Here is a 17,905-nt window from a genome sequence, read left to right as displayed (position 1 = left end):
GCCCCACCGCCGCCACCGACTCGGCCGTCGACCGCAGCCCGCGGCGCAGCAGCAGCGCGGGCGCGCCCAGCGCCGCCGCCGTCACCACGGCCAGCACCGCGCTGCGCCCGGCGATCCCCAGGGACCCCCAGCTGATCAGCGTGAACGCCAGCGCGGCCACCGCGAGCAGCACCGCGCCCAGCGTCAGCAGCACGTTCTGCGCACCCGGGCCCGAGGCCTCCTGCGGGCGGGCCGCGGAAGCCGCCGCTCGCGCGCCCCAGCCGTTCGGTGCCGGGGCCGGCCCCGGAGCGGGTGCCGGCAGCCGCAGCAGCCAGTCCCGCCGGGCCAGCAAGTACGTGCGTCGGTGGTCGAGTTGGGCCAGCTCCCGGTCGATGAGCGCCAGTTCGTGGTCGGGTGGCAGGGGCATGCCGGGTGAAGGGGTCGCCATGCTCCGGAGTGTGGCCGCCGTCACGCCGTCAGGACATGGGTGCGCGTACTCAGATCGCCGCTGAGTACGAGGGAGTACGCGCGCGCGGTCCACGGCCCGCGCGGCATCCGTACGCACGGAAGAGTGGATGCGCGCGACCGGGCCCCGCGCGCCGTCCCGCCGATCCAGACTGGGTCCATGGACCGCAGCCGTCTGGACCACCACAGCCGCAGGGACCACCACAGCCGCCCGTACCTCCGCAACCGGCTGGACCGCTGGAACCGCTACCGCTTCCGCAGCGTGTGGGACCTCGACGCCCCGCCCGCGCGGGTCTACGCGGTCCTGGAGCGGACCGGCGACTACCCGCGCTGGTGGCCCCAGGTCCGCGAGGCCGAGCGGACCGGCGAGCGCAGCGGCGACCTGCTCATCCGCTCCCTCCTCCCGTACAAGATCCGGATGACCGCCACCGAACTGCTGCGCGACCCCGGCCGGGGACTCCTGGAAGCGGCCCTGCACGGGGACGTCGAGGGCTGGGCGCGGTGGACCGTACGGGCCCGCCGGGGAGCGGGCGGGCGCGGGACGCGGGCGCTGTACGAGCAGGAGGTCGAGGTGCGCAGCCCCCTGCTGCGGCGCCTCGCGGTGCCGGCGCGGCCCGCGTTCCGGCTCAACCACGCCCTGATGATGCGGGCCGGCCGGCACGCGCTCGCGGCCCGGCTGGCCGCCTCACCGGAAGCGGTTTGAACCAGACCCCGTGCCTCTTGTATTGTTCAACCCGTTCCCGGGCGATTAGCTCAGCGGGAGAGCACTTCGTTCACACCGAAGGGGTCACTGGTTCGATCCCAGTATCGCCCACCGGGTCAGGCCGGTCCGTCTCACGACGGATCGGCCTTCCGCATGTACGGGGCCCGTTGCCGCCTCAGGCCCCCGCCGAAACCGGTCCACACCGGTCCACGCCGACGCCGGCCCACGCCCCCCCGGGTCTATGCCGCCGCCGGCATCTCCGGCCGCAGCGGCCAGTGCGGGTCCACCGCCTCCGGCGTCCCCTGCCGCGCGAACCACGCCTGCAGCCCGCGCGCCTGCGCCGCGTGCCACACCGCTTGGAGCGTGTGCAGCTCCGCCGGGGTCAGCCGCTCCAGCCGGCCCGCGAACCGGCGCCCCACCGCCCGTACCAGCTCCAGCGAGGCCAGCGCGTCCGCCGCCGCGTCATGCGCCCCCTCCAGCTCTATCCCGTAGTGCGCGCACAGGTCCGTCAGCGTCCGGCGGCCCTTGCGGTACCGGTCCAGGTGCTTGTCCAGTACCCGCGGATCCAGCACCGTCAGCGGCCGGTTGTCCAGGTACCGCGCCAGCGAGGACGCCCGGTGCCGGCGCAACTCCCGGTCCAGCAGCGTCAGGTCGAACGGCGCGTTCATCACCACCACCGGCCGGCCCGCCACCAGCTGCTCCCCGAGCGAACGGGCTATCTCCTCCACCACCGGCGCCGGCCAACGGCCGTTGCGCTGGAGGTGCTCATCGGTCAGTCCGTGCACTTCCGTGGCGCCCGGGGGCACCGGAATCCCCGGATTGACCAGCCAGCGGGTGGAGCGGACCCGGCCGCCCGCACACTCCTGCACGATGAGAGCGGCGGACACGATCCGGTCCTGCTCCACGTCCACCCCGGTCGTCTCCGTGTCGAATGCGGCCAGCGGCCCCTCATACCAGCGCGTCATGGCGAACTCCTCGTTCCCGATCGGCAGTCGGGGCGCACCCGGGCACCGCCGCCGCGGAACGTGCACCCCTGCCCGCATCGGTGATACCCGGCCTGTTTGCGCCGTACGCCGTTTGCGGACCTTCCGCTGCGGAGACAACTTCCCTGGGGGACCGCACACATGACCGGTCATCACCCCACCCACCACACCACCCTCATTCGGCAGAGCCCGGAAGGCATGGGGAGCCGGCCATGGCGCTCGCGCAGCCCGAACCGGGCGGGATGCTGCAGGGGCGGACCGATCCGCGCGACGCGCACCGGACCGGACCGCTGCGCGGCACGCTCGCCACCACCGCCTGCATGGAGACCCTCCAGGTGGGCTACCTGCACGCCGTCGCCGCCGCGGCCGGCTGCTCGCTCTCCCAGCCCTTTCCGGACAACGGCATCGACTGGCAGGTCAACCACGGCGCGCCCGAGCACGTCGTCGACGACGAGGTCACCATCAAGGTGCAGTTGAAGGCGACCTACCAGGTACCGCCCAGACCGGCGGGGCCCACCTTCGCGTTCACGCTCGACAACGAGCACCTGGTGAAGCTGGCCCGCACACCGGTCGCCGTCCACAAGATCCTCGTCGTGATGCTCGTCCCGCGAGAGCGCGACCAGTGGCTCGCCGCCTGCCACGACCGGCTCGATCTGCGGCACTGCTGCTACTGGACCAACCTCGCCGGGCACCCCGTGACCGGCCGGCGCCGGACCACCGTACGGATCCCGACCACGCGGATCTTCGACGACCGGGCGCTGTGCGAGATCATGACCCGGGTCGGGTCGGGAGGGACACCGTGATGCACTGGCACTCACCGAACCTGGAGCCGCTGACGTCCCCGTCGGAGTACGGGGACTTCTCCGACTCCGGGACGCCCGATCCCGCGCACGTCGACCCTGCCGTGCTGGGGGCCCTGCTGCACCGGCACGGCTGGCAGCGCCGGGGCGGGGCCGCGGGACGGTACGGGCGCTGGACGCCGCCGGCCCCGCACGGGCCGGGCGGCGCGGGCGCCAGCCTCCTCGTCCCGGAGAGCCGGGCCTTCCCCGACTGCGCCGACCTGCTGGAGGAGGCGCTGACCGCACTCTCGCGCAGCGCGCTGCCCTCCGCGCGGGAGGTGCTGTACGGACTGAGCGTGCCCAGCGACGAGATCCGCTGGGAGCGGCGCATCCCGGAGGGCCCCGAGGGCCCGTACGGACCGCGGGGCGCGGCGGCCTGGACCGTGCAGGAGCAGCTGCGCTCGGCCGCCCGGCAGCTGCTGCTCGCCGGAGCCCTCGCGGACCGGGCCAGGGCCGGGTACTACGGCGCCCGCCATCGGGGCCACGCCGAACGGGCCCTGGACGGGGTCCTGGTGGGGCCGGTTCCCGGCGGGCGCACGCTCACCGCGTACGTCCCCGTGGACGGCGGCCGGGGTACCGTGACCCGGCTGCACCACGCGCTGCACGCGGCGCGGGAGGCCGTGGACTACCGGCGGGCCACCGGCGGCATGGACGCCTTCGACGCGGCCGTCGAGGCCGGGGTCAGCCGGGAGCTCGCGGACGCGCTGATCGCTCTGGTGCGCGGCTCGGAGGGAGCCCGGATCGCGCTGGCCTGGGCGCCGGCGGCCGGGGTGCCGGCGGGGTGCGCGGCACGTCCCGAGCCGGTGGAGTTCTCGCCGGGGGACCTGCCGGTGCTCCGGGAGGCGGCGGCGCGCTACACCCGGGACGAACCGGCGGTGCCGGTGCGGGTCGCGGGGGCGGTGGTCCGGATGCGGCGCTCGGCGCCGGGCGGCGGGGGCACGATCCGGCTGCGGGTGCTGGCGGGGGCGGAGGTGCCGTACGTACGGGCGGTGCTGGACGAGGAGGCGTACCGGGTTGCGGGGCACGCGCACCTGGTCGGCCTCCCGATCCGGGTGAGCGGGCGGCTCCAGCGCCGGGGCGGCTTCCGGCGGCTGACCGATGCCACGGACGTGACGCCGGTTCCGATGGACGAGGTCGAGCGGGACCGGCTCATGAAGTCGCTGGACGAGGCACTGGACCCCGAGGACGTCCTCCCCACCGACGATTAGGCCGAGTCTCTCGGACAGGCTGTGTCCCTCGGATAGGCCGTGTCCCTCGAATAGGCCGTGTCCCTCGGATCGGAACGCCGCGAGGCCCCGCGCGGGCACCGGCCACAACCGTTTCGCGGCGGGGCCCCACGGCTCGGTACGATTCAGGCGCGCGGCGTTCGATCGCGCACGCCTCCCCCAGCCACCGCTGGGGGGCGCCCCCAGAGTCAGGAGAGACCGGTGTCAGACGTCCGTGTGATCATCCAACGCGATTCCGAGCGGGACGAGCGCGTGGTGGCCACGGGCACTACGGCGGCCGAGCTCTTCGCCGGTGAGCGCACCATCGTCGCCGCGCGCGTCGCGGGCGAGCTCAAGGACCTCTCGTGCGAGGTGAAGGACGGCGAGACCGTCGAGCCGGTGGAGATCTCCTCCGAGGACGGCCTGAACATCCTGCGCCACTCGACCGCGCACGTCATGGCGCAGGCCGTGCAGGAGCTCTTCCCCGAGGCCAAGCTGGGCATCGGCCCGCCGGTCCGGGACGGCTTCTACTACGACTTCGACGTGGCCCGGCCCTTCACCCCGGAGGACCTGAAGGCCGTCGAGAAGAAGATGCAGGAGATCCAGAAGCGCGGCCAGCGCTTCTCGCGCCGCGTCGTCACCGACGAGGCGGCCCGCGAGGAGCTCGCCGACGAGCCGTACAAGCTGGAGCTCATCGGCATCAAGGGATCGGCCTCCACCGACGACGGCGCGAACGTCGAGGTGGGCGGCGGCGAGCTGACCATCTACGACAACCTCGACGCCAAGACCGGCGAGCTGTGCTGGAAGGACCTCTGCCGCGGTCCCCACCTGCCGACCACCCGCAACATCCCGGCGTTCAAGCTGATGCGCAACGCGGCCGCCTACTGGCGCGGCAGCGAGAAGAACCCGATGCTCCAGCGCATCTACGGCACCGCCTGGCCCTCGAAGGAGGAGCTGAAGGCCCACCTCGACTTCCTCGCCGAGGCCGAGAAGCGCGACCACCGCAAGCTCGGCAGCGAGCTCGACCTCTTCTCCGTCCCGGACGAGATCGGCTCCGGCCTCGCCGTCTTCCACCCGCGCGGCGGCATCATCCGCCGGACCATGGAGGACTACTCGCGCCGCCGCCACGAGGAGGAGGGCTACGAGTTCGTCTACTCCCCGCACGCCACCAAGGGCGCGCTCTTCGAGAAGAGCGGGCACCTGGACTGGTACGCGGAGGGCATGTACCCCCCCATGCAGCTCGACGGTGGTACCGACTACTACCTCAAGCCCATGAACTGCCCGATGCACAACCTGATCTTCGACGCGCGCGGCCGCTCGTACCGTGAGCTCCCGCTGCGCCTGTTCGAGTTCGGCACCGTGTACCGGTACGAGAAGTCGGGCGTGGTCCACGGCCTGACCCGCGCCCGCGGCTTCACCCAGGACGACGCGCACATCTACTGCACCCGCGAGCAGATGGCCGACGAGCTCGACCGGACCCTCACCTTCGTGCTGAACCTGCTGCGCGACTACGGTCTGACCGACTTCTACCTGGAGCTGTCCACCAAGGACCCGGAGAAGTTCGTCGGCTCGGACGAGGTCTGGGAGGAGGCCACCGCGGTCCTCCAGCAGGTCGCCGAGAAGCAGGGCCTCCCGCTGACCCCCGACCCGGGCGGCGCGGCCTTCTACGGCCCGAAGATCTCGGTGCAGGCGCGCGACGCCATCGGCCGCACCTGGCAGATGTCGACCGTGCAGCTGGACTTCAACCTGCCCGAGCGCTTCAACCTGGAGTACACCGCGCCGGACGGCTCCCGCCAGCGCCCGGTCATGATCCACCGTGCGCTGTTCGGCTCCATCGAGCGGTTCTTCGCGGTGCTGCTGGAGCACTACGCGGGCGCCATGCCGCCGTGGCTCGCCCCGGTCCAGGCCGTCGGCATCCCGATCGGCGACGGGCACGTGGACTACCTGCGGGAGTTCGCCGCCGAGGCGAAGAAGAAGGGCCTGCGGGTCGAGGTGGACGCCTCCTCCGACCGCATGCAGAAGAAGATTCGCAACCACCAGAAGCTCAAGGTCCCGTTCATGATCATCGTCGGTGACGAGGACATGGCCGCGGGCACCGTCTCCTTCCGCTACCGCGACGGTTCGCAGGAGAACGGCATCGCCAAGGACGAGGCCCTGGCCAAGCTGGCCAAGGTCGTCGAGGACCGCGTCCAGGTCTGAGCGGCGCCGTCAGGCCACCGAGGGGCCCCCGAAGGACGATCCGTCCTCCGGGGGCCCCTCTTCGTCGTCCTGGCGGAAGATCTGGATCAGCCAGGACGAGAAGGAACCCGTGACCGTCCCCAGCAGACCCAGGCCGAACATCATCAGGGCGGTCGCCACCAGCCGCCCCGGCACGGTCACGGGGGCCACGTCGCCGTAGCCGACCGTCGTCAGCGTCTGGATCACGCACCACAGCGAGTCGCCGAACGACTGGATCGGGGACTGGGGGTCCCGCCGCTCGGCGTCGAAGAGGCCCAGCGAGCCGGAGAAGCCGAGCAGCAGCGAGGTCAGGCCGGCGTACGTGATCACGCGCGGGTACAGGCTGCGGTGCGGGCGGTCCCGCCGCTTGGCCATGACCGCGTCGTGGACCTTGACCATGCGCAGCGCCCGCAGCGTCGGAAGGATCACGATCACGGTGTCCAGCCAGTGGCGGCGGACGAACCGCAGGGGCCGCTGGCGGCTCAGGACCAGTCGCACCACGTAGTCCACGACGAAGCAGAGCCAGGTCAGCCCGACGACGATCGTGGCGATGTCGCGCCAGAGGGTGTGGGCGTGGGCGAGCACGTGCACCGCGTAGCCGCCCAGGAACACGAGCGAGAGGTAGAAGAGCGGGATCTCGGTGCGGCGCTCCCAGGCGACGTCAGGGGTCTCGGCTTCAACGCGCATGGGCCCAGCATCGCGCCCCCGGCACCGGTCCCCGCCCCGGCGACACGCCGCCGAGGGGCAAGGTCATATGCTGCATCCCATGACGACTGAGCCGGAGCAGCAGATCGGTGTGGGCACGCAGGACGCGTTCCAGCGTCTGTGGACGCCCCACCGGATGGCCTACATCCAGGGGGAGAACAAGCCGACCGGCCCGGAGGCCGGGGACGGCTGTCCCTTCTGCGGGATTCCGGAGATGTCCGACCAGGACGGCCTGGTCGTGGCCCGGGGCAACCACGTCTACGCCGTGCTGAACCTCTACCCGTACAACGGCGGCCACCTGATGGTCGTTCCGTACCGGCACGTCGCCGACTACACGGAGCTCGACGCCGCCGAGACGGTCGAGCTGGCCGATCTCACGAAGCGGGCGATGGTCGCGCTGCGCAAGGCCTCCGGGGCGCACGGGTTCAACATCGGCATGAACCAGGGCGCGGTCGCGGGAGCCGGCATCGCGGCGCACCTGCACCAGCACATCGTGCCCCGCTGGGGCGGGGACACGAACTTCATGCCGGTCGTCGGCCACACGAAGGTGCTGCCCCAACTCCTCGCGGACACCCGCCAGATGCTCGCCGACGCCTGGCCCGTCGTCTAGTACGGGGGCCCAGGCCCGGTCCCGGGCCGAGGCCCCGACCAGGAGACGACCGGGAGGTCCCGGAGCCGCGCACCGGCTCCGGGACCTCTCGTCTAGGCGTCGTACGCGTCCGCCTTGCGCGGGGCGGCGTCCTGGACGAGACCGCTGACGATCATCGAGCGGTTGCTGAAGCGGTCGATGTCGGCGCCGTTCTCCTCCAGCACCCGCAGCGCCGCCGCGTGCACGGCCCGCAGCACCGGGGTCGCGGCGCGCAGGGCGTCGTCCGCCATGAACCGGTGGCGCCAGGGCTGGCCCGCCCAGACGTGGCGCAGGCCGAAGGGTTCGGGCAGGACCAGCTTGCCCCCGAAGAAGTCGAGGATCGGCGGGAACCAGGTCAGCGGGGCGCGGACGGCGAGGCGGACCACCTCCTGGGCGTCCACCAGCGGCAGGGGCCGCTCGACGGTCTCCCAGAACCGGACGGACTTGGGGACCTCGACCTTCGGTGTCGCCGACTTGGTGGTGAACAGGCCGTGCACCGGCCCGAGGGCGTGCCCGGTCACCTCGACGCGCAGGGTCTTGTACAGCACGGTGACCGTCACCAGCATGGTGATCACCAACTGGCCGTCCCAGAGCGGGTACTGGATGCCGAGGTAGTGCCGGTTGCCGCCGCTGAACTGCTGCTCGTTGCAGATCCGGGTGATCTCGTGCGGCTTGACGAGGAAGGTGTCCACGTCGGCGCCGGTGGGACGGGCCACCTCCGCGGCACCTTCGCCGACCGGGGTGACGACCCAGTGCTGGATCGAGGCGGGCGGCAGGCCGCCGGTGTGCAGCGGGCCGCGCTCCAGCTTGCGCAGTTCGGTGTCGACCGCGCGTATGACGTCCCAGCTGCGGAACGGGTGGATCTCCATGCCCTCGGTCTTGGGCACGAGCTCCTCGGCCATCTGCCAGCTGCCCCAGCGGGTGCCCATGCCGAGGATGCCCTTGGGGCCGGCGTAGAAGACGGAGTTGCTGCGGTCCTCGGCCGTGAGTTTGGCGAGCGAGTGCCGCAGGTCCTCACGGGCCTTCTCGTCGGGGTTGCCGGGCACCGCCTCAGGGATCTTCGCGCCTATGCCGCTGCCGGCCAGCAGCCCGTCCCAGCGCGAGCGCAGGTCGGTGGCGGTGGCCTCGCAGATCCGGCGGGCGAGCAGCCAGCCCACCGCCGGGGCGATGATCATGCCGCGCAGGTAGAGGCCGAGGAAGCCGGTGAACGGCAGCCGGAACATCAGCACGGCCGCTATGACGGCGACGCCCACGAGCAGCAGCGTGCCCAGCCACGAGCGCTTTCCGTCCCCTTTGGACAGCGTCTTGCGGAGCTGGAAGAGGCCCAGCCACAGCAGGAGGCCGGGCAGGAAGAGGACCCCGGCGACCAGCACGATCAGGCGCAGCTTGCGGTCGCGCTCCTTGCGGATGCGCGAGGCTGCCAGGCAGTGCTCCACGACGGTCTGTGGATCGAGGCCGAAGGACTGGATGAGCGGTTTGCGGCCGGCGCCCAGGGTGCGGGCCTCGACGGCGCGGCAGAACGCCTCGCCCAGGTTGGGCTCGAAGAGCGAGATCTTCGGAGGCTTGACCGTGGACTTGTGGTACTCGTTGTCGGCCTTGAGTATGTCCGACAGCTTCGTGTCGGCGCCGCCGTCCCGGTACGCGGCCGACGCGAGGGCGTTGGTCGCCGCGGTCTGCCCGCCGCCCCCCTGGAGGGGGATCTGCGCCCCGGGCCTGAAGTCGAATCCGTCGTCCGCCACCGTTGCCCCCATCGCTGTGCGTTGTGCTCTTTTGCCGCGCAGATGAGCCTATCGGCGTATCTCTTCCCATGGTCATGGGACAGGGAAATGCCGCCCACCGCAAGCGGCTTGGGTGGGCGGCCGCCGGGCGGGCCCGGCGCCGTGCCGATCAGCTTCCCTTCTCGGCCTGTTCCCGCACCTTGTCGGCGATCTGGGGCGGCATGGGTTCGTGGCGGGCGTAGGCACGGGTGAACCGGCCCGTGCCGTGGGATACGGAGCGCAGTTCGACCGCGTACCGGCCGATCTCGATCTCGGGGATCTCGGCACGAACCTCCGTACGGCCGGCGCCCGCCTGTTCGGTGCCGACGACGCGGCCGCGGCGGCCCGCGAGGTCGCTCATGACCGGGCCGACGTACTCGTCGGGCACGAGGACGCACAGCTCGGCCACCGGTTCCAGGAGGTGGATGCGGGCCTCGGCGGCCGCTTCGCGCAGGGCGAGCGCCCCGGCGGTCTGGAAGGCGGCGTCGGAGGAGTCCACCGAGTGCGCCTTGCCGTCGAGCAGGGTGACGCGCACGTCCACCAGCGGATGGCCGGCCGCGACCCCGCGGGCGGCCTGCGCGCGCACGCCCTTCTCCACGGACGGGATGAACTGGCGGGGCACCGCGCCTCCGACGACCTTGTCGACGAACTCGATGCCGCTGCCCGGCGGGAGCGGTTCGACCTCGATCTCGCAGATGGCGAACTGGCCGTGCCCGCCGGACTGTTTGACGTGCCGGCCGCGCCCGGCGGCCTTGGCGCCGAAGGTCTCGCGCAGGCTCACCTTGTGCGGGACGGGGTCGACCTGGACCCCGTAGCGGCTGCGCAGCCGCTCCAGGGCCACGTCCTGGTGGGCCTCGCCGAGGCACCACAGGACGACCTGGTGGGTGTCGGGGTTCTGCTCCAGCCGCATCGTGGGGTCCTCGGCCACGAGGCGGGCCAAGCCCTGGGAGAGCTTGTCCTCGTCGGCCTTGCTGTGGGCCGCGATGGCGAGGGGGAGCAGCGGATCGGGCATCGGCCAGGGCTCCATGAGCAGGGGCCGGTCCTTGGCCGAGAGGGTGTCGCCGGTCTCGGCGCGGGTGAGTTTGGCCACGCAGGCGAGGTCACCGGCGATGACCTGGGTCAGGGTGCGCTGCTGTTTGCCGAAGGGGGAGGTGAGGGAGCCGATCCGCTCGTCGACGTCGTGGTCCTCGTGCCCCCGGTCGCCCAGACCGTGCCCACTGACGTGCACGGTCTCCTCGGGGCGCAGGGTGCCGGAGAAGACGCGGACGAGGGAGACGCGCCCGACGTAGGGGTCGGAGGAGGTCTTGACCACCTCGGCGACCAGCGGGCCGTCGGGATCGCAGGTGACCTCCGGGCGCTCGGCGCCGTCCGGGGCGGTGACGGACACGGCGGCCCGCTCCAGGGGGCTGGGGAAACCGCCGGTGATCAGTTCCAGGAGCTCCACGGTGCCGAGGCCCTGGCGGGCGCCCTCGGCGGCGGGGGCGGCCATCAGGACGGGGTGGAAGCCGCCGCGGGCGACGGCGCGCTCCAGGTCGTCGACGAGGGTCTTGACATCGATCTCCTCGCCGCCGAGGTAGCGGTCCATGAGGCTCTCGTCCTCGCTCTCCGCGATGATCCCCTCGATCAGGCGCGAGCGGGCGTCGGAGATGAGGGCGAGCTCGGCGGGCTCGGGGTCGCGCTCCACGCGCTCCCCGGAGGTGTAGTCGTACACGCGCCGCGAGAGCAGGCCGAGGAGGCTGGCGACCGGCGCGTGGCCGTCCGGGCCGGGGGGCCCGTACAGGGGCAGGTAGAGCGGGATGACGGCGTCGGGGTCCTCGGCCCCGAAGATCTCCCCGCAGACGGTGGCCATCTGCGCGTAGTCGGCGCGGGCCGCCTCCAGGTGGGTGACGACGATGGCGCGGGGCATGCCCACGGCCGCGCACTCGTCCCAGAGCATCCGGGTGGCGCCGTCGATGCCGTCCGAGGAGGAGACGACGAAGAGGGCCGCGTCCGCGGCGCGCAGACCGGCCCGCAGCTCGCCGACGAAATCGGCGTATCCGGGGGTGTCCAGGATGTTGATCTTGATCCCGGCCCATTCGACGGGGACCAGGGACAGCTGTACGGACCGCTGCTGCCGGTGCTCGATCTCGTCGTAGTCGGAGACGGAGGTGCCGTCCTCGACCCGGCCGGCCCGGTTGACGGCGCCCGCCGTCAGGGCGAGGGCCTCGACCAGCGTGGTCTTGCCGGCTCCGGTGTGGCCGACCAGCACGACGTTGCGCAGCGACGACGGGCGGTCGGCCGTCGGTGCCCTGCCGGCGGCTCCGGCTTGGTGTGATGTGGCTCCCATGATGCTCGTGCCTCCCGGTGTGACGGTGAGGAGGTGGAATCGGGGTCCTTCGAGCTTTGCACCGGCGTCACACTGCGTCCATACGTAGTACTCGTCCCTGTCCGGAGCACGACACGGGGACGGTGCGGCGATTGCCCGGCCCCAACCGGTGGGTGCGCGGCGCCGGGGGCCCGGGGCGCTGGCTACGATGGGCCAGCCGGTGGCCGATGGGGCCGCGCGGCCCAGCGACCCTCCGGGAAGGCCATGCTGAACAAGTACGCGCGTGCTTTCTTCACGCGTGTTCTCACGCCATTCGCCGCATTCCTCCTCCGGCGGGGGGTGAGCCCGGACGCGGTCACCCTGATCGGCACGGCCGGAGTGGTGGCGGGAGCGCTGGTCTTCTTCCCCCGGGGGGAGTTCTTCTGGGGCACCATCACCATCACCCTGTTCGTCTTCTCCGACCTGGTGGACGGGAACATGGCCCGCCAGGCGGGCGTCTCCAGCCGCTGGGGCGCCTTCCTCGACTCCACGCTCGACCGGGTGGCCGACGCGGCGATCTTCGGCGGCCTCGCGCTCTGGTACGCGGGCAACGGGAACGACAACGTGCTGTGCGCGGTGGCGATCTTCTGCCTGGCCAGCGGCCAGGTGGTCTCGTACACCAAGGCCCGCGGCGAGTCGATCGGGCTGCCGGTGGCCGTCAACGGGCTCATCGAGCGCGCCGAGCGCCTCGTGATCTCGCTGGTCGCGGCCGGTCTGTCCGGGCTCCAGACCTTCGGGGTGCCCTCGTGGATCGGGGTGCTGCTGCCGATCGCGCTGTGGGTCGTCGCCGTGGGCTCGCTCGTCACGCTGATCCAGCGGGTGGTCACCGTACGCCGTGAGGCGGCGGAGGCCGACGCCGCGGCCGCCGTGTCCGAAGGCGGCGCGGCCTGATGGCCGGCCGGGTGCAGGACAAGCTGGTCGATGCCGTGTACGGCCTCGGCTGGGCCGGGGTGAAGAAGCTGCCGGAGCCCGCCGCGGTGGCCCTCGGGCGCCGGATCGCCGACTATGCGTGGAAGAAGCGCGGCAAGAGCGTGCTGCGGCTGGAGTCGAACCTGGCCCGCGTCGTACCGGACGCCGGGCCGGAGCGGCTGCGCGAGCTCTCGAAGGCCGGCATGCGCTCGTACATGCGCTACTGGATGGAATCCTTCCGGCTGCCCGCCATGGATCCCGCGCGCTTCGGCACGGACGTGGAGATGAAGGACGTCCACGTCCTGCGCGAGGCCATGGCCTCCGGGCGCGGGGTGATCGTCGCCCTGCCGCACCTGGCCAACTGGGACCTCGCCGGCGCCTGGGCCACCGGGCACCTGGGATATCCGTTCACCACCGTCGCCGAGCGGCTCAAGCCCGAATCCCTCTACGACCGCTTCGTCGCCTACCGGGAGAGCCTGGGCATGGAGGTGCTGCCGCACAACGGCCCCTCCTCCTTCGGCACCCTCGCCCGCCGGCTGCGCGCCGGCGGGCTCGTCTGCCTGGTGGCCGACCGGGACCTGTCGGCCTCCGGGGTCCGGGTGGACTTCTTCGGCTCGGCGGCGCGGATGCCGGCCGGCCCGGCGCTGCTGGCCCAGCAGACGGGCGCGGCCCTGCTGCCCGCCACCCTGTACTACGGCGACGCCCCGAAGATGCACGGCCGGATCCACGCCGAGGTGCCCGTCCCCGCGACCGGGACCCGGACCGAGAAGACGGCCGCCATGACCCAGGCGGTGGCCGACGCGTTCGCGCAGGGCATCGCCGAGCACCCGCAGGACTGGCACATGCTGCAGCGGTTGTGGCTGGACGACCTTCAGGAGCGCGCCCAGTGAAGATCGGCATCGTGTGCCCGTACTCCTGGGACGTACCGGGCGGCGTCCAGTTCCACATCCGCGACCTCGCCGAGCACCTGATCCGCCTCGGCCACGAGGTGTCGGTGCTGGCCCCGGCGGACGACGAGACGCCGCTGCCGCCGTACGTGGTCTCGGCGGGGCGGGCCGTGCCGGTGCCGTACAACGGGTCCGTGGCCCGGCTGAACTTCGGCTTCCTGTCGGCGGCGCGGGTGCGGCGCTGGCTGCACGACGGCGTCTTCGACGTGATCCACATCCACGAGCCGGCCTCGCCCTCGCTGGGACTGCTGTCCTGCTGGGCGGCGCAGGGGCCGATCGTGGCCACCTTCCACACCTCGAACCCGCGCTCGCGCGCCATGATCGCCGCGTACCCGATCCTCCAGCCGGCGCTGGAGAAGATCAGCGCGCGGATCGCGGTGAGCGAGTACGCGCGCCGCACGCTCGTGGAGCACCTGGGCGGGGACGCCGTGGTCATCCCCAACGGCGTCGACGTGGACTTCTTCGCCAAGGCCGAGCCGAACCCGGACTGGTCCGGGCAGACCCTCGGCTTCATCGGCCGGATCGACGAGCCCCGCAAGGGCCTCCCGGTGCTCATGGCCGCGTTCCCCCGGATCGTGGAGGCCTGCCCGGACGTACGGCTGCTCGTGGCGGGCCGCGGCGACGAGGAGGAGGCCGTCGCCTCCCTCCCCGCCGAGCTGCGCGAACGGGTGGAGTTCCTCGGGATGGTCTCGGACGAGGACAAGGCGCGGCTGCTGCGCAGCGTCGACGTGTACGTGGCTCCCAACACCGGCGGCGAGAGCTTCGGCATCATCCTCGTCGAGGCCCTGTCGGCGGGCGCCGCGGTGCTGGCCTCCGACCTGGACGCGTTCGCCCAGGTCCTGGACCAGGGCGCGGCGGGGGAGCTGTTCGCGGGCGGGGACGCCGACGCGCTGGCCGCCGGCGCGGTGGCCCTGCTCGGCGACCCGCGGCGGCGCGCGGAACTCAGCGCCCGCGGCAGCGCGCACGTACGCCGCTTCGACTGGGCGACGGTCGGCGCGGACATCCTCGCGGTCTACGAGACGGTGACGGACGGCGCCGCCGCGGTGGCCACGGACGAGCGCGTGCCCCTGCGCACCCGCCTGGGCCTGACCCGGGACACGTCCTGACCCGCGGCACGGGGTAAGGTCGCGGGCCGTGATCGAAACCCTTGTCTGGACCGTCCTGGCGCTCGGCGCCATCGGGGTCTACCTCAGCTGGACCGCCGGACGGCTGGACCGGCTCCACTCGCGGATGGACGCCGCCCGCGCCGCCCTCGACGCGCAGCTCGTCCGGCGCGCCTCGGTGGTCATCGAAGTGGCGACCTCCGGGGTGCTCGACCCCGCCTCCTCGATCGTCCTGTACGAGGCCGCCCACGCCGCCCGCCAGGCCGAGGAGGAGCACCGCGAGGTCGCCGAGAGCGAGCTCAGCCAGGCGCTGCGCGCGGTGTTCGCCGACGCCGACCAGGTGGATGTGCTCAAGGCCGCCCCCGGCGGCGAGGCGGCCGCCGAGGAGCTGGCCGCGGCCGTCCGCCGGGTGCCCATGGCGCGCCGGTTCCACAACGACGCCGTACGGGCCGCCCGCGCGCTGCGCAGGCACCGCAAGGTCCGCTGGTTCCGGCTGGCCGGGCACGCCCCGTTCCCGCTCGCCTTCGAGATGGACGACGAGCCACCGGTGGATCTTGCCGACCGGCCGTAGCGGAACGCATCAGCCCCATTTGTACCCGGAGGCCAAGTTGGAAGGAGCCACCGGCTCCTCATTGGCCCTTGCGGTGGACTGGTCCGGAACGGTTTGCTCGGCGAGTAGCACCGCAGCACCCCTGCGGCGCACCACTGCAGCGCCCGTCTTCCCTTCGAGTGAGGTCAATCCGTGAGCACGCTTCCCTCCACCCCGCAGTCCGCTGAGTCGGCGATCGGCACCTCCCGCGTCAAGCGCGGCATGGCCGAGCAGCTCAAGGGCGGCGTGATCATGGACGTGGTCAACGCCGAGCAGGCGAAGATCGCCGAGGACGCCGGCGCCGTGGCCGTCATGGCCCTGGAGCGGGTCCCCGCCGACATCCGCAAGGACGGCGGCGTGGCGCGCATGTCGGACCCGAACATGATCGAAGAGATCATCGAGGCCGTCTCCATCCCCGTCATGGCCAAGTCCCGCATCGGCCACTTCGTCGAGGCCCAGGTCCTGCAGTCCCTCGGCGTCGACTACATCGACGAGTCCGAGGTCCTGACCCCGGCCGACGAGGTCAACCACTCCGACAAGTGGGCGTTCACCACCCCCTTCGTCTGCGGTGCCACCAACCTGGGCGAGGCCCTGCGCCGCATCGCCGAGGGCGCGGCCATGATCCGCTCGAAGGGCGAGGCCGGCACCGGCAACGTCGTCGAGGCCGTCCGCCACCTGCGCCAGATCAAGAACGAGATCGCCAAGCTGCGCGGCTTCGACAACAACGAGCTGTACGCCGCGGCCAAGGAGCTGCGCGCCCCGTACGAGCTCGTCAAGGAGGTCGCCGAGCTCGGCAAGCTCCCGGTCGTGCTGTTCTCCGCCGGCGGTGTCGCCACCCCGGCCGACGCCGCGCTCATGCGCCAGCTCGGCGCCGAGGGCGTCTTCGTCGGCTCCGGCATCTTCAAGTCGGGCGACCCGGCCAAGCGCGCCGCCGCCATCGTGAAGGCCACCACCTTCTACGACGACCCGAAGATCATCGCGGACGCGTCCCGCAACCTGGGCGAGGCCATGGTCGGCATCAACTGCGACACCCTCCCCGAGGCCGAGCGCTACGCCAACCGCGGCTGGTAGTCGTCATGACGAACCCCGTTGTCGGTGTCCTGGCCCTCCAGGGCGATGTACGGGAGCACCTGATCGCCCTGGCCGCGGCGGACGCCGTGGCCAGGCCGGTCCGGCGCCCCGAGGAGCTCGCCGAGGTCGACGCCCTGGTGATCCCCGGCGGCGAGTCCACGACGATGTCGAAGCTGGCCGTCCTGTTCGGCATGCTGGAGCCGCTGCGCGAGCGGGTGAGGGCGGGCATGCCGGTCTACGGCACCTGCGCCGGCATGATCATGCTCGCGGACAAGCTGCTCGACGGCCGTGAGGACCAGGAGACCCTGGGCGGCGTCGACATGATCGTGCGCCGCAACGCCTTCGGCCGTCAGAACGAGTCCTTCGAAGCGAAGATCGACTTCGCGGGCATAGCGGGAGGCCCCGTCGAAGGCGTCTTCATCCGCGCCCCGTGGGTGGAGTCGGTCGGCGCCGCCGCCGAGGTGCTCGCCACGTACGACGGCCACACGGTCGCCGTGCGCCAGGGCAACGTGCTCGCCACCTCCTTCCACCCCGAGCTGACCGGAGACGACCGGGTCCACGCGTACTTCGTCGACATGGTGCGCGCGGGGCTGTAAACAGGTCCCGGTAGGATCTGAGGTGCACACTGTTGGTTACGCGAAGGAGACAGGCGGATGTCCGGCCACTCTAAATGGGCTACGACGAAGCACAAGAAGGCCGTGATCGATGCCAAGCGCGGCAAGCTCTTCGCGAAGCTGATCAAGAACATCGAGGTCGCGGCCCGTATGGGCGGTGCCGACATCGACGGCAACCCCACCCTCTTCGACGCCATCCAGAAGGCCAAGAAGAGCTCGGTCCCGAACAAGAACATCGACTCCGCGGTCAAGCGCGGCGGCGGTCTCGAAGCCGGCGGCGCCGACTACGAGACGATCATGTACGAAGGCTACGGCCCGAACGGTGTCGCGGTGCTCATCGAGTGCCTCACCGACAACCGCAACCGCGCCGCGTCCGACGTCCGCGTCGCCATGACCCGCAACGGCGGCTCCATGGCCGACCCGGGCTCGGTCTCGTACCTGTTCAACCGCAAGGGCGTCGTCCTGCTGCCCAAGGGCGAGCTCTCCGAGGACGACGTCCTGGAGACCGTGCTCGAAGCCGGTGCCGAAGAGGTCAACGACAACGGCGACACCTTCGAGATCATCAGCGAGCCGACCGACATGGTCGCGGTCCGCACCGCGCTCCAGGAGGCGGGCATCGACTACGACTCGGCCGACTCCAGCTTCGTCCCGACCATGCAGGTCGAGCTGGACGAAGAGGGCGCGCGCAAGATCTTCAAGCTGATCGACGCGCTGGAGGACAGCGACGACGTGCAGAACGTCTTCGCCAACTTCGACGTCTCCTCCAGGGTCATGGACTGCGTCGCGTTGTGCGTGTTGAAGCAGTACCAGGGGCGGCCGCGCTTGCAGGCGCGGCAGGTGCCGCACA

15 protein-coding genes, 1 tRNA gene and 2 pseudogenes are annotated in these 17,905 nt (G+C 72.0%); 13 read left to right on the top strand and 5 right to left on the bottom strand.

Translation table 11 applies throughout. The features are described 5' to 3' along the window. Positions 1-427 (bottom strand): annotated as a pseudogene (locus ACS04_RS26085) (SCO7613 C-terminal domain-containing membrane protein); the annotation flags it as partial. A 177-nt stretch (positions 428-604) separates the two neighbouring features. On the opposite strand from ACS04_RS26085, the gene ACS04_RS26080 reads away from it, so the two are divergent. Beyond that, positions 605-1,147 carry an SRPBCC family protein gene (locus ACS04_RS26080; protein WP_398023819.1) on the top strand — a complete coding sequence of 181 codons (543 nt, stop codon included), beginning with the start codon at positions 605-607 and terminating at the stop codon, positions 1,145-1,147. A gap of 39 nt (positions 1,148-1,186) precedes the next feature. Further along, positions 1,187-1,258: transfer RNA gene (locus tag ACS04_RS26075), tRNA-Val, on the top strand. Between the two features lie 128 nt (positions 1,259-1,386). Here the strand turns inward: ACS04_RS26075 and ACS04_RS26070 are convergent. After that, on the bottom strand, positions 1,387-2,112 hold the full coding sequence (locus ACS04_RS26070) for a 3'-5' exonuclease (RefSeq protein WP_048479219.1): 726 nt from the start codon (positions 2,110-2,112) through the stop codon (positions 1,387-1,389). Between the two features lie 230 nt (positions 2,113-2,342). On the opposite strand from ACS04_RS26070, the gene ACS04_RS26065 reads away from it, so the two are divergent. The 3 genes from ACS04_RS26065 to thrS all read left to right on the top strand — a co-directional run bounded on the left by ACS04_RS26065 (position 2,343) and on the right by thrS (position 6,373). Next, positions 2,343-2,933: a DUF4365 domain-containing protein gene (locus tag ACS04_RS26065; protein WP_048479218.1), complete on the top strand. Its 591-nt coding sequence runs from the start codon at positions 2,343-2,345 to the stop codon at positions 2,931-2,933. After that, complete coding sequence (locus ACS04_RS26060) at positions 2,933-4,177, top strand: hypothetical protein (RefSeq protein WP_245236551.1); 1,245 nt, start codon at positions 2,933-2,935, stop codon at positions 4,175-4,177. Before ACS04_RS26065 ends, ACS04_RS26060 begins: the two co-directional genes overlap by 1 nt. 219 nt (positions 4,178-4,396) lie before the next feature. Next, positions 4,397-6,373 (top strand): threonine--tRNA ligase, encoded by a 1,977-nt coding sequence (gene thrS, locus ACS04_RS26055; protein ID WP_048479217.1) that lies wholly within the window; start codon positions 4,397-4,399, stop codon positions 6,371-6,373. A 9-nt stretch (positions 6,374-6,382) separates the two neighbouring features. Here thrS and ACS04_RS26050 read toward each other — a convergent pair whose 3' ends face one another. Beyond that, the gene (locus ACS04_RS26050; RefSeq protein ID WP_048479216.1) at positions 6,383-7,078 is read right to left on the bottom strand and encodes a potassium channel family protein; all 696 of its coding nucleotides are present in this window, start codon (positions 7,076-7,078) and stop codon (positions 6,383-6,385) included. Between the two features lie 67 nt (positions 7,079-7,145). Between ACS04_RS26050 and ACS04_RS26045 the strand changes: the two genes are divergently transcribed. Then, entirely contained in the window at positions 7,146-7,706 is a 561-nt protein-coding gene (locus ACS04_RS26045) for an HIT family protein (protein WP_048479215.1), read from the top strand. A 92-nt stretch (positions 7,707-7,798) separates the two neighbouring features. On the opposite strand, the gene ACS04_RS26040 is transcribed toward ACS04_RS26045, so the two are convergent. Next, positions 7,799-9,463 (bottom strand): hypothetical protein, encoded by a 1,665-nt coding sequence (locus ACS04_RS26040; RefSeq protein WP_107438702.1) that lies wholly within the window; start codon positions 9,461-9,463, stop codon positions 7,799-7,801. A 148-nt stretch (positions 9,464-9,611) separates the two neighbouring features. Next, positions 9,612-11,807, bottom strand: coding sequence for an elongation factor G-like protein EF-G2 (locus tag ACS04_RS26035; protein ID WP_048479213.1), 2,196 nt, complete (start codon positions 11,805-11,807; stop codon positions 9,612-9,614). Positions 11,808-12,050: 243 nt separating this feature from the next. On the opposite strand from ACS04_RS26035, the gene pgsA reads away from it, so the two are divergent. The 7 genes and pseudogenes from pgsA to ACS04_RS26000 form a co-directional block, all read left to right on the top strand. Further along, positions 12,051-12,716: a phosphatidylinositol phosphate synthase gene (gene pgsA, locus ACS04_RS26030; protein WP_048479212.1), complete on the top strand. Its 666-nt coding sequence runs from the start codon at positions 12,051-12,053 to the stop codon at positions 12,714-12,716. Beyond that, entirely contained in the window at positions 12,716-13,624 is a 909-nt protein-coding gene (locus ACS04_RS26025; RefSeq protein ID WP_048479211.1) for a phosphatidylinositol mannoside acyltransferase, read from the top strand. The genes pgsA and ACS04_RS26025 overlap by 1 nt, the downstream gene beginning before the upstream one ends. Beyond that, the gene (locus ACS04_RS26020) at positions 13,621-14,787 is read left to right on the top strand and encodes a glycosyltransferase family 4 protein (RefSeq protein WP_048479210.1); all 1,167 of its coding nucleotides are present in this window, start codon (positions 13,621-13,623) and stop codon (positions 14,785-14,787) included. The genes ACS04_RS26025 and ACS04_RS26020 overlap by 4 nt, the downstream gene beginning before the upstream one ends. A gap of 28 nt (positions 14,788-14,815) precedes the next feature. Then, entirely contained in the window at positions 14,816-15,355 is a 540-nt protein-coding gene (locus ACS04_RS26015; protein ID WP_048479209.1) for a membrane protein, read from the top strand. Between the two features lie 171 nt (positions 15,356-15,526). Further along, positions 15,527-16,444 carry a pyridoxal 5'-phosphate synthase lyase subunit PdxS gene (gene pdxS, locus ACS04_RS26010; protein ID WP_030157377.1) on the top strand — a complete coding sequence of 306 codons (918 nt, stop codon included), beginning with the start codon at positions 15,527-15,529 and terminating at the stop codon, positions 16,442-16,444. A gap of 5 nt (positions 16,445-16,449) precedes the next feature. After that, positions 16,450-17,040, top strand: a complete 591-nt coding sequence (gene pdxT / locus ACS04_RS26005; protein ID WP_048479208.1) for a pyridoxal 5'-phosphate synthase glutaminase subunit PdxT — start codon at positions 16,450-16,452, stop codon at positions 17,038-17,040. 57 nt (positions 17,041-17,097) lie between these two features. Next, positions 17,098-17,841, top strand: a pseudogene (locus ACS04_RS26000) (YebC/PmpR family DNA-binding transcriptional regulator); the annotation flags it as partial. Positions 17,842-17,905 lie beyond the last annotated feature (64 nt).

It is taken from the genome of Streptomyces roseus (genome assembly GCF_001044425.1).
In the GTDB taxonomy this organism is placed as follows: domain Bacteria; phylum Actinomycetota; class Actinomycetes; order Streptomycetales; family Streptomycetaceae; genus Streptomyces; species Streptomyces roseus.
The sequence above is the reverse complement of the archived record's forward strand: the minus strand, read 5'-3'. Positions and strand labels throughout refer to the sequence as shown.